Origin of the sequence: Bovifimicola ammoniilytica (genome assembly GCF_025567085.1) — a bacterium.
GTDB classification, from domain to species: domain Bacteria; phylum Bacillota; class Clostridia; order Lachnospirales; family Lachnospiraceae; genus Bovifimicola; species Bovifimicola ammoniilytica.
In genome coordinates this window covers 21,262-33,376 of sequence record NZ_JAOQJN010000013.1, presented here as the reverse complement: position 1 = coordinate 33,376, position 12,115 = coordinate 21,262, and the positions used below count along the sequence as shown (strand labels likewise).

The following is a 12,115-nucleotide window of genomic DNA, read 5'->3' as shown; positions in this document are numbered from 1 at the left end:
TGTTCTATTTACTTTTATTCAGGCTATTCCATTTTAAATATGCACTTATAAACGGTTCAATATTTCCATCTAACACACTCGCCACATTACCAGTTTCAAAATTAGTTCTATGATCTTTAACAAGTGTATAAGGCTGCATAACATATGATCGTATCTGATTTCCAAAATTAATGTCCTTAATCTCGCCTCGGATATCTGATACTTTTTCTGCATTCTCAGCTTTCTTAAGTAAATACAATTTTGCTTTCAACATCTTCATCGCCTTATCTTTATTCTGAAACTGCGATCTTTCATTCTGACATTGCACTACAATTCCTGTAGGTATATGTGTTATTCTAATTGCTGAAGATGTTTTGTTAATATGCTGTCCACCCGCACCACTGCTTCTGTAAGTATCGATTCTCAAATCATCTTCATTTATATCAATATCTAAATCTTCTTCAATATCAGGCATTACATCACATGATGCGAACGATGTCTGTCTCTTTCCTGCGGCATTGAACGGAGAAATTCTTACAAGTCTATGCACACCTCGTTCTGATTTAAGGTATCCATAAGCATTTTCTCCATTTATCTGCATCGTGATTGATTTAAGTCCTGCTTCTTCACCATCTAAGAAATCCAGAATCTCAACGGTAAAACCTTTCTTATCCGCAAATCTCTGGTACATTCTCGACAACATACTTGCCCAGTCGCAGGACTCTGTTCCACCTGCACCTGCATGTAATGTAAGTATCGCATTGTTCTTATCATATTCCTCTGATAAAAGAGTACTGACACGAAGTTCTTCGAATTCTTCTTTAAATTCTTCGAAATTTTTCTCAATCTCAGGTATTATATCCGGATCTTCTTCCTCATATCCCATCTGAATCAATGTCTCAATATCTTCATACTGCATACTAAGTTTATCAAATTGCTCAATGGTATCTTTAAGGTTCTTTAATTCACGCATATAATTCTGAGATTTCTCAGTATCATCCCAGAAATCAGGCGACTCCATTGTTTTCTCAATTTCAACAATTCTCTCCTTTTTTCCGGCTAAGTCAAAGTGAATCCCTCAATTCATTAAGTGGTTCTGCAAATAAACCAAGACTATATTTGAACTGATCTAATTCTACCACTTAATCACCTTCTTCCACAACACTGTTTATATTTCTTACCACTTCCACATGGGCAAGGATCATTTGGATAAATCTTCTCGCTCTCACGCTTCTTTGGTGCTTTAACTCCAGAATCATCTTTATTAGTTCCTGTTACTTTAGCAACCTGTTCTCTTTCTACTTTCTGTTCAACTTTAACATGCAAAAGTAACTTAACTGTATCTTCCTTGATTGATTCAGTCATTTCTCCGAACATCTCGTAACCTGTCATCTTATATTCGATTAACGGATCTCTCTGGCCATAAGCCTGTAAGCCGATTCCCTGACGTAACTGGTCCATATCATCGATATGATCCATCCATTTTCTATCTATTACCTTAAGTAATACCACACGTTCTAATTCACGTATCTGTTCTGCTTCAGGGAATTCTGCCTCTTTAGCTTCATATGCCTTAACAGCTTTTTCTTTAAGATACTGATTTAAAGCCGCTTTATTAAATTTGTCTTTCTGTTCATCAGTAAGAATAATCGGGTCGAATGGATATATAGGTAAAATAAGCTGATTTAACTCTACCATATCCCAATTCTCTGGTGACTGATCTTCTGAAATACATCTATCAACGATTCCATCAATAACATCGGTAATCATCTTGTATACAGAATCACGCATATTCTCTCCATTTAATACTCTTAAACGTTCTGCGTAGATTGTCTCTCTCTGTTCGTTCATTACCTGATCATATTCTAACAGATTCTTTCTAATACCATAGTTATTACCCTCTATCTTCTTCTGTGCCTTCTCTATTGTATTAGACAGCATACTATGCTGTATAGGCTCATCTTCCTGAATACCTAATGCCTTAAATGTAGACATAAGCTTTTCAGATCCAAACAATCTCATTAAATCGTCTTCTAATGAAATGAAGAACTGTGACTGTCCTGGATCTCCCTGTCTACCTGAACGTCCTCTTAACTGATTATCGATACGTCTTGACTCATGTCTTTCTGTACCTATAATTTTTAAACCGCCAGCTTCTCTTGATTTATCATCAAGCTTAATATCAGTACCACGGCCTGCCATATTAGTTGCGATCGTAACCGCACCAAATGCACCGGCTTCTGCTACTATCTCTGCTTCTAATTCATGGAACTTGGCATTTAAGACTTTATGAGGAATGCCTTCTTTTCTAAGTAAATTACTTATCTCTTCTGATGATTCAATTGTAATTGTACCTACAAGCACAGGCTGTCCTGTCTTATGTGTCTCCACAATTTCTCTTACGATGGCTTTTAACTTGCCTCTCTTTGTAGAATAAACTGAATCTGGCAAATCTATTCTTGCAATAGGTTTATTAGTAGGAACTTCTACAACGTCCATTCCATAAATATTTCTAAATTCCTGTTCCTCTGTTAATGCTGTACCTGTCATACCACACTTCTTATCATATTTATTAAAGAAGTTCTGGAATGTGATTGTTGCAAGAGTCTTACTCTCTCTCTTAACTTTTACATGTTCTTTAGCTTCAATAGCCTGATGAAGTCCATCCGAATATCTTCTGCCTGGCATAATACGGCCTGTAAATTCATCTACGATTAATACTTCATCATCTTTTACAACATAATCTTTATCTCTGAACATAAGATTATTTGCTCTTAAAGCAAGTATAATATTATGCTGTATCTCTAAGTTCTCTGGATCTGCAAGGTTCTCTATCTTGAAGAAATCTTCAACTTTCTTAACGCCCTCTGCAGTAAGGTTTACAACTTTATCTTTCTCATTAACGATAAAGTCTCCATCTTCCTCTACTTCCTCTTTCATAATAGCTGCCATCTTAGTAAGCTCTGGTGTATCCTTACCACGTTTTAACTGTCTTGCTAAAATATCGCATACTTCGTAAAGCTTTGTAGATTTTCCACTCTGACCTGAAATAATAAGTGGTGTTCTCGCCTCATCGATAAGAACTGAGTCAACCTCATCGACGATTGCAAAGTTAAGTCCTCTCTGAACTAACTGCTCTTTATAGATAACCATATTATCTCTTAAGTAATCGAAACCAAGCTCATTATTTGTAATATATGTAATATCGCAATTGTAAGCTGCTCTTCGCTCATCATTTTCCATACTGTTTAATACAACACCGACTGTTAAGCCAAGGAAACGATGAACCTGTCCCATCCATTCAGCATCACGATGTGCAAGGTAATCATTTACTGTTACGACATGAACACCTTTGCCCTCTAATGCATTCAGATATGCTGGAAGTAAACAAGTCTGTGTCTTACCTTCACCTGTCTTCATCTCAGCGATACGTCCCTGGTGTAAAATAATACCACCCATAAGCTGACATTCATAATGTTCTGTATTAAGGACTCTTCGTGCAGCTTCTCTAACAACCGCATATGCTTCAGGTAATAAATCATCTAATGTTTCACCATCTGCAAGTCTTTTCTTAAATTCATCTGTCTTTCCACGTAATTGTTCATCTGTTAATTCTACCATCTGTGGTCTTAATGATACTATCTTGTCCACAATTGGCCTGATTCTCTTTATTTCTCTTTCACTGTGAGTTCCAAATATTTTTGATACAAGACCCATTATATATCTCCTAGTCATTTTTTATAGTTTACATACGAATCTTATTTTAACACTAAATACCTATTAATTCAATATTTGATTTAAAAAAAGGTTGAAAGTATTACACTCTCAACCTTTAATATTTTAATTAATATTCTTAGAATTATTATTCTCTTAGAATTCAGGTTCAATCAAACCGTATGTATTGCCTTTTCTCTTGTATACAACATTAACTTCATCTGTCTCTGAATTACTGAATACATAGAAGTTATGTCCTAATAATTCCATCTGTACGCAAGCTTCTTCAGGATCCATTGGTTTAATTCCGAATTTCTTTGTTCTGATAATCTTAATCGAATCATCTTCATCATAATCTTTATCGATATATTCAGGACTGAAATTATCTCTTGACTGCTGTTTATCTACAATTTTGTTCTTATATTTCTTAAGCTGTCTTTCGATAATCTCTTCTACAAGATCAATCGATACATACATATCACTGCTAACCTGTTCAGATCTGATAATATTGCCTTTAACCGGAATGGTTACCTCTATTTTCTGTCTTTCTTTCTCAACACTAAGTGTAACATGTACTTCTGTATCTGCTGTGAAATACTTTTCTAACTTTCCTATCTTCTCTTGTACTGCATTCCTTAATCCCTCTGTAACATCAATGTTTCTTCCTGTAATCACGTATCTCATGCTGTCCATCTCCTTTTCCCATTATTGAAAATTCATATGCAATCACTGGTAAATGTCTATAATATCTGCCCCACAGATATCTCTTATGATTACCCTGTAATGCTTTAGAATTCTCACAATAAATAACCAATACCTTCAACGGTTATTTATGTTATTAATTATACCATAATCTAGTTTTTTTTCAAGAAAAAAGGTCGTGTTTAGTCAATATATTTTCATCTATGCTTTGAAAAGTTTATTTTCACTTTAAATGCCACTTTGAATGATTAAAAATACATTTAGACTTATATATTTTTCAGGCTGTACTTTAGCGCATCCTAACAATTATTCCATAAATATTATACTTTGTGTCAAGTGGTTTTTAGTAATTTTTGATATTTTAGCATAATTTCACAAAACGTTTGTTCTTTTAGCCTATCTACAGTTTTCAACACTATGTGACATTATTTTCTGTGGAAATTGTGGATAACTACGTGCATAAATACTTTTTATTGGTATTTTGACATTATTTTTACCCAGAAGTTATCCACATTGTCTACATTGTGATGTTAATAACGTACTTTTTAAATGTGGTTACCTTTTTAAAATTTACATCAAATTTGTGCATATTCACTATCTTTATATTTGATATTAAAAAAAGAACGTCCATCTATATGGCCGCCACTTTCAATAGGACAGTTATTATCAAACATATATGTTAAGACATTATATGCGTAAACTGACACATCATCAGGATCAAGTCCTCTGAAATGATACTGTTTGCTCGTTCTGGTTTGATACCATTTTCCATTCCTACGTTATATTCATATAAATAATTTTATTCTAATTATACTAAAAGGTCTATAGCCACTGTATTTTATGCGAATTGCATACCAGCCGTAAGTTTATCTTACTCTGGTCCCAGTTGCCATAGACCTTTATATATTCATTTATATTATTTGTTCGTACTAATTAATAATTCTTACAGCACATAAAGGTGTTCTGTAGTTAGCACTTGAAATCTTAATTCCTGTAGATGGTGTACTTGCATGAATAATCTGTCCATTACCAATGTATAATGCAACATGTCCGATATTGCTACCACCATTTGTATAGAATAATAAATCACCAGGTAATAATGAATCTAATGATACTCTTGTACCACAAGTTGACTGTGAACCCGACTGATGTGGTAAGCCGTATCCGAAATAGTTATATACTGCCATTGTGAAACCTGAACAGTCTGTACCATTAGTTAAGCTTGAACCACCATATACATATGGGTTACCCTCAAACTGTAATGCATATGCAACAACTGCGGCACGAAGTGCTGAAGCTGATGATGTATCTACTGAATCTGAAATCTGTGTGTTGCTTGAAGAACTGCTTGATGAAGCATTTGATGAAGTATTCTTCGAAGCTGCTGCCTTACGTCTTGCTTCCTCTGCTGCTTTAGCTTCTCTAGCCTTTCTCTCTGCTTCCTTAGCTTCTTCTGCAAGTCTTGCCTCTTCTGCAAGTTTTGCTTCTTCTTCCTCTAATGTAATGGCTGTGTTAAATTTAACATCTATATTCACATAATCCATAGATACCCAGCCCTTGACATCTTCATCAATATTTAAATATACCCAGCCATCTCCGTATTGAATTACATCATACTGTCCACCTTCAGGAAGCTGTGTAAGAATTCTTCCATCTGCCTGCTGTCCTTCTCTTACATTAAGAGTCTCTGTTGTAACAGTTGCATTAACATATCCACAGTTAACTGCAATTGCCTTAGCTTCTTCTCCTGTTACAAAGTAATCTTTCTTAATATAACCTGTACAGTTACCTGATTCTATCTTATACCAATCTCCTTCAGTACCAACTATTGTAGCTGCACAGTTGTTATATATCTTACCAACTATATCTGCATCTGTGCTTGGTGCTGTACGGACATTTACATAATCTTCAACCTGAGACATTGCTATTGTATCATAAACTGAAGTCTCCTTAGGAGCCTCTGTAGTTGTCTCTTCCTGTGTAGGAGCCTCTGTAGTTGTCTCCTGTGTAGTTGTCTCCGGAGCCTTTGTGGTCTCTTCGGCTACTGCTACTTTATCTGTAATTAACGCTGATAATTCAGCTTTTTTATTGCTTTCTACATTATAATTCTCCAATGCAACTGCGATACCTGCACTTGGAATATTTACCGAAAGTTTATCTGTCTTAGTATTCTGTGCGCTTGCTGTCCCAACACCCAATACAATTGTTGTTAATAAACAGCCTGCTGCAATCCCAACGTTTCTCTTTCTCACGAAAACCTGTCCTTTCTCAATAAATATTACAAAATTGTTAAAATCTTTTTACATTTTAGCAAAAATGTATTAATTTGTCAACCTTTACGGTTGTTTTTTATGCACTTTTCAATTACCTTTTTTTGCCTTTTATTTATATTTTTTACTTATATTTATTGTTTCTGATTATTTATTTTATTTCATTAACATATAAATAGACTTGTTTATAAATCTATTAATATGTGTTATAATCCAAATATATAAAAATCAAAAAATATATTGCAACATATTTGTTTGCATAATGGAGTCTAATGCGAAAAATAATGCTGATGCGATTATTTTTCACACAGCTATTTGTTTCAGAGCAAAAGCAAATAGCTTATATGGCAGATGAGAAATCACCTACACTAATTCTTCATCGCCTCTTCACAATAAATTGCTCAGAAACGAGGATTATTATGAATGATTATATTATTATTACCGGTGCATCCAGGGGTATTGGCAGAGCTATTGCCATTAAATTTGCCAAAGCAAAGTATCCCGTTATAATTGTATCCAAAAATAATTATGATGATTTACTCAATGCAAAAAAAGAAATCGAATCATATGGCAGTACATGCTATGCTTATAAATGCGATGTATCTTCTTATGATGAACTTTTAAATCTGAAAAAATCTCTGGAAAATTTAAAAATATATGTATCATGCCTTATAAACAATGCTGGAATCTGTGATTTCGGATTATTTCAGGACCTTGATATAACTACCTGGAATAATATTATAGCCACAAACCTGTCATCTGTATTCTATATGAGTAAAATTTTTATTCCGGATATGCTGCATTTGCAGAAAGGAAGTATTATAAATATATCTTCTGTCTGGGGAAATGTCGGAGCTTCCTGTGAGGTTGCATATTCAGCCTCAAAAGGCGGAGTCAATTCACTTACTAAGGCACTCGCTAAAGAACTAGCGCCCTCACATATAAATGTCAATGCAGTTGCCTGCGGTGCAATCGATACTACTATGAATTCACGTCTTACTCCTGAAGAAAAAACTGATTTAGAGGAAGAAATTCCTTATGGAAGAATGGGAACCTGCGAAGAAGTTGCAAATCTCGTATACAATATTTTCAATTCTCCAGATTACCTTACAGGTCAGATTATAACATTTGATGGTGGATGGACGTAAAACACCGGTATATTCATAATATTAAAATACATCGTAAAAACTCAGCTGCATTTTTAATTGCTGTTCCATTTAGTATATTCATAATATTAAATTACACCGTAAAACCGATAACTTGCCGGTGTTATTTTAGTTCTAATTTATGCACATTCATAGGGCATACATCTTATATACTTATACAAAATTATCCGTATATAACTCACACTCATGATGCGTAATAAATCGTGTGAATGAAATATACGGATAATTCTGTTTTTAGTATATCTAAATGCCCTTTTATTTATCCAGTATCCTCTTCGCTGTCTTATTATCCTTACATATACAGATAATTGAATACTCTCCATATTGTTTAAATATAGCATTCTTTATTTTTAGTACTTCTTCAGGCATATAGCTCGAATAATTATCCTCTTTATCTTGCAGATAAGCCTTCACAACTTCTTTAATCCCTGTTGAATCTCCTTTTAATAAAACAAGTTCTTCTGATGATGCACCATCTCCTACATATGCCTTTATTACAGATGTATCTGTATCCGTAATCTTATATGTATTAATTATAACGTTTTCATCAACTTCTGATAATTCCGTTTCAAAAGATGAACTTTCCTTTAATTCATTAATGTATTTAATTACTTCATCTTCTGTGATATTTTTATTTTTCTTATCGGTTGTCTTTCCGCATGCCATTAATGACAATGCTATCGTTACAAGTATTGCTATTCCTAATATTTTATTTAGTCTTTTCATCAGTTACCTCCTGTTTATTGAACGTATTTATATACGAACTTATGATATAAGTTTCTCAAAATCTGCCACTGGCATCGGTCTGGCAAAATAGAATCCCTGGATAAGGTCACAGCCCTGTTCTTCTAAGAACTCAACCTGTTCTTTAGTCTCTATTCCCTCAGCCACAATTTTCATATTGAGGTCTTTAGCAAGCACAATTGTATTCCTTACAACGGTCTCGCCACGTTCTTTGTCATCTGCTTCATTAAAGAACTCACCATCAAGTTTAATAATATCCAATGGTATGTTTTTAAGAAGATTAAGTGATGAGTATCCTGAGCCGAAATCATCCATCGATACAACAAAACCATATTCGTGTAACTTTCTTATGGTGTTAAGTAACACATCCTTATCATCATAAAATGCACTTTCAGTAAGTTCTATCTCGATATATTCATGCTCAATATCATATCTGTCTACAATATCTCTTATATGTTCTGCAAGATTTTCATCTGCAAAATGAAGTCTTGAAACATTCACTGATACTGGTACATATTTTTTTCCTTCTCTCTTCCAGTCGGCCTGTAACTTTGCAACCGCATCTATCATATAGTCATCTAACTTTGTAATAAAACCATTTTTTTCAAACACCGGTATAAATTCACCCGGAGAAATAATGCCTCTGTCTTTACTTATCCAACGTACTAATGCCTCGGCTCCTAACAGTTCTTCATTTACAGGACTATATTTTGGTTGAAGATATACCTGGAATTCCTTGTTCAAAAGGGCTGCCTCCATTGATTCTTCTATCATATTTTCCTTACGTTGCTGTTCTCTTATTTTAGAGCTGTACATCGTAACTTTAGTTTCCACCGAATCAGTTCTGCTGTCTTTGGCACCTATTGCAATCAGATTGATGGCATTTACTGACATTGTCTTATCTTCAATCAGATAAATTCCTGCCTTAAAATTCATCTTAAGTTTGACTTTACTTATATATCCTGACAAGTCATCAAGTATTCTTTTCACTCTCTTAACTAATTCTTTCTCATCTTCATAGCATAACAACATTCCATACTGCGACTCTGCATATCTTGCATAGACCTCATTCTTTCCTGTCCATTCCTTAAGACGTTCACTGATTTTTTCTAGAACCTCATCTTCAAAGCCATCGCCATAATACTCTAAAATTATATGATATCTTATTATTTCAAATGATATCATTGCAAATTTCATATCATGATTTCTGCGTTTTCTTAATATTTTACCTGCACTTTCTTCAAAATAAGTCCAGTTACCATATCCTGTCAGACTGTCTATATATAATAAGCCAGCCATTCTCCTGTTACTTCTAATCTTAGATATAGTAGAAACTAATAATAACATAAACGGAATCAGCAGAATAATCATACTAAAAAATGCAGCATATACAAGTTTAACAACTGTTACATATTCAACATACGTCTTAACCTGTATATATGTATATAACTCGACATCTTTGCCTATTCTGATATCATTTATTTTCTGTTTATACCAGACATTTGATAATTCAATATCATCACGTGAATTATTATAGACAATAGGTTTGTAATCTGACATCCAGTTTTTAATTATTGAAATATTGAATTTTTCTCCGGTCATACCAAATTCACTATTTGCAGATTCTATATACATCTTCATTGAATCATTACTAGTTGCTTCACCTGAATAAGAAAATTCTTTTTTGTCAGCATCACTCCAGTTATATTCTAAATTACCATTTCCACAGTATGCCACACCTTCACCATTAGCATCAGTAATATAACATACTCTTACTCCTGTTTTTCCTTTATCTGACTCATTATTTTTATAGGAATAATAGACATCATCTACCTGCCCTCTTTCAGTAGCATACAACACACCTACCTCTTTATCATTATTCTTTATCGGTGCTGTATATATCATATAAAGGGTATTATTTAATTTTTCTACTGAAAATCCATATTTTTCTGATAATGCATTTCTATAGAATTCTGTTTTTTCCACATCTGTTGCTAATGTTCCTATATTAGTTTCATTTTCATCAAACATTTTAATATCAAAATTAACAAAGTCATTTTCGGTATCCATAAATTCAAATGCCTGCTTTAATTTTATCACATCTGTAAATTCATCATTACCGGATATTAATTTTCCTATCCTGTCTGCACAATTTGATACTTTCTTTCTGGTACTAATAATATGTTCAGCTACCATTTTTGTGATTTCTGAACTCGCTTTTGCATTAGATGAATAAATCTCATAAAATACATATCCCATAAAGCTCGTATATATTGCAAATACAATCACTGCAACACAAATTACAGAAGCAATTCCCGTTACAACCGAAAATGTATAACTTCTTTTTTTTATTTTTTTGATTCTGTTATCTCTTTTCAAAACACGTTCACCTATCCAAGTCTCTTTTGTTTATTACATATTTTAATTCTTAAAGCTTTGATTTTAAAATTAATGTTTTATAACTGTTCTGTCTTGCACCTATTTTTTTTAAGTATCTGGTAATATAGCCTTGCATACATAACAAATGCAAATGCCATAAAAAACATACACATTATAATCATGACATTTGCCACTGATAAAGGTATATGTCTTATAATAAGGAGTGTTATCATAACTATGTAAAATGCAAATGTACTTACCTTGCCATACCATTTTGCACCATTATTCTCGCCTGTTTTTCTGATAACTATTAGTCCGCAGGCACTCATAAATGTCTCTTTGATTGCAAATAATATTAACAGATATATAAGTATTTCATAACGTTTCATAAGGCATATGGCAATTACTGCTTCTGTCGCTTTATCTGCTACAGGATCTAAGATTTTACCAAATTCACTCACCATATTAAACCTTCTTGCTATCTTACCATCTAAGAAATCGGTTATTCCTGAGAGTATAAGTACAATTATTGCCCACATGTTATCCTTATTGTTTCCCTTATCTGAGTAAAGTACGAAGAATAATCCCACTAATATAAGTCTTATAAAACTGAGGATATTAGGAATAGTAAGTATCTTATAATTCTTCTCATCCAGAATCATCTCGTAGCAATACCAGTCATTATCAAGTATATCACTTTCTCCTACACATTTAAAATCTAATTTCTTATATGAAGCAAGTGCTTTGTTATTGTATTTACTTACAAGATAATGAACTGATTTATATTGTCTTTCTTTAAGAACTTTTATGACATTTTTAATGAGTTCTCTTGCCATTCCCTTGTTCTGACAATCCTCACGCACAACAAGTCTTGCAATCTCTGCCATTTTGCCTGCATTACGATTCCAACATTCTAACCTGTCTACTTCTTCATCTTCATCAATAGAAACTGCACCTACTATTTCTTTATCCTGATTCTCCATACAGAAAAGATTGTGCTTTGATAAATCTGTAAGAAGTATCTGCTCATTTGGATATTCCTCTGACCAGGTGCAGCCTTCTGTTCCAATGGCATTTCTATATAACTGCATTATCTGCTCTTTATCTTCTGTCTTCGCCTCTCGAAAAACGAAAGTAACGATTTGCATTTTCTTCATTATT

8 protein-coding genes are annotated in these 12,115 nt (G+C 33.5%); 1 reads left to right on the top strand and 7 read right to left on the bottom strand.

Annotation, left to right across the window (positions count from 1 at the left end; all coding sequences use genetic code 11):
• Positions 1 to 4 precede the first annotated feature (4 nt).
• The 4 genes from prfB to OCV48_RS13160 all read right to left on the bottom strand — a co-directional run bounded on the left by prfB (position 5) and on the right by OCV48_RS13160 (position 6,647).
• Positions 5 to 1,121 (bottom strand): peptide chain release factor 2 gene (gene prfB, locus OCV48_RS13180; RefSeq protein ID WP_147592195.1). Its coding sequence is split into 2 segments (ribosomal slippage): positions 5 to 1,045 and positions 1,047 to 1,121, totalling 1,116 coding nucleotides; the frame shifts between segments, so codons are not numbered across the junction.
• Positions 1,122 to 1,125: 4 nt separating this feature from the next.
• Positions 1,126 to 3,696: a preprotein translocase subunit SecA gene (gene secA / locus OCV48_RS13175; RefSeq protein ID WP_021983253.1), complete on the bottom strand. Its 2,571-nt coding sequence runs from the start codon at positions 3,694 to 3,696 to the stop codon at positions 1,126 to 1,128.
• A 153-nt stretch (positions 3,697 to 3,849) separates the two neighbouring features.
• On the bottom strand, positions 3,850 to 4,377 hold the full coding sequence (gene hpf / locus OCV48_RS13170; RefSeq protein WP_021983252.1) for a ribosome hibernation-promoting factor, HPF/YfiA family: 528 nt from the start codon (positions 4,375 to 4,377) through the stop codon (positions 3,850 to 3,852).
• A 947-nt stretch (positions 4,378 to 5,324) separates the two neighbouring features.
• Entirely contained in the window at positions 5,325 to 6,647 is a 1,323-nt protein-coding gene (locus OCV48_RS13160) for a C40 family peptidase (protein WP_147592193.1), read from the bottom strand.
• A 437-nt stretch (positions 6,648 to 7,084) separates the two neighbouring features.
• Here OCV48_RS13160 and ymfI point away from each other — a divergent pair, with 437 nt between their 5' ends.
• The gene (ymfI, locus tag OCV48_RS13155; protein WP_147592192.1) at positions 7,085 to 7,813 is read left to right on the top strand and encodes an elongation factor P 5-aminopentanone reductase; all 729 of its coding nucleotides are present in this window, start codon (positions 7,085 to 7,087) and stop codon (positions 7,811 to 7,813) included.
• 273 nt (positions 7,814 to 8,086) lie between these two features.
• On the opposite strand, the gene OCV48_RS13150 is transcribed toward ymfI, so the two are convergent.
• The 3 genes from OCV48_RS13150 to OCV48_RS13140 all read right to left on the bottom strand — a co-directional run bounded on the left by OCV48_RS13150 (position 8,087) and on the right by OCV48_RS13140 (position 12,111).
• Positions 8,087 to 8,557, bottom strand: coding sequence for a DUF4358 domain-containing protein (locus OCV48_RS13150; RefSeq protein WP_147592191.1), 471 nt, complete (start codon positions 8,555 to 8,557; stop codon positions 8,087 to 8,089).
• Positions 8,558 to 8,596: 39 nt separating this feature from the next.
• Positions 8,597 to 10,954, bottom strand: coding sequence for a putative bifunctional diguanylate cyclase/phosphodiesterase (locus tag OCV48_RS13145; protein ID WP_147592190.1), 2,358 nt, complete (start codon positions 10,952 to 10,954; stop codon positions 8,597 to 8,599).
• A gap of 77 nt (positions 10,955 to 11,031) precedes the next feature.
• The gene (locus OCV48_RS13140) at positions 11,032 to 12,111 is read right to left on the bottom strand and encodes a GNAT family N-acetyltransferase (RefSeq protein ID WP_147592189.1); all 1,080 of its coding nucleotides are present in this window, start codon (positions 12,109 to 12,111) and stop codon (positions 11,032 to 11,034) included.
• Positions 12,112 to 12,115: the final 4 nt, after the last annotated feature.

Coding starts and splice junctions, on each gene's coding strand:
- secA (WP_021983253.1), bottom strand. CDS start 3,696: ATGGGTCTTGTATCAAAAATATTTGGAACTCACAGTGAAAGAGAAATA.
- hpf (WP_021983252.1), bottom strand. CDS start 4,377: ATGAGATACGTGATTACAGGAAGAAACATTGATGTTACAGAGGGATTA.
- ymfI (WP_147592192.1), top strand. CDS start 7,085: ATGAATGATTATATTATTATTACCGGTGCATCCAGGGGTATTGGCAGA.
- OCV48_RS13150 (WP_147592191.1), bottom strand. CDS start 8,557: ATGAAAAGACTAAATAAAATATTAGGAATAGCAATACTTGTAACGATA.
- OCV48_RS13140 (WP_147592189.1), bottom strand. CDS start 12,111: ATGAAGAAAATGCAAATCGTTACTTTCGTTTTTCGAGAGGCGAAGACA.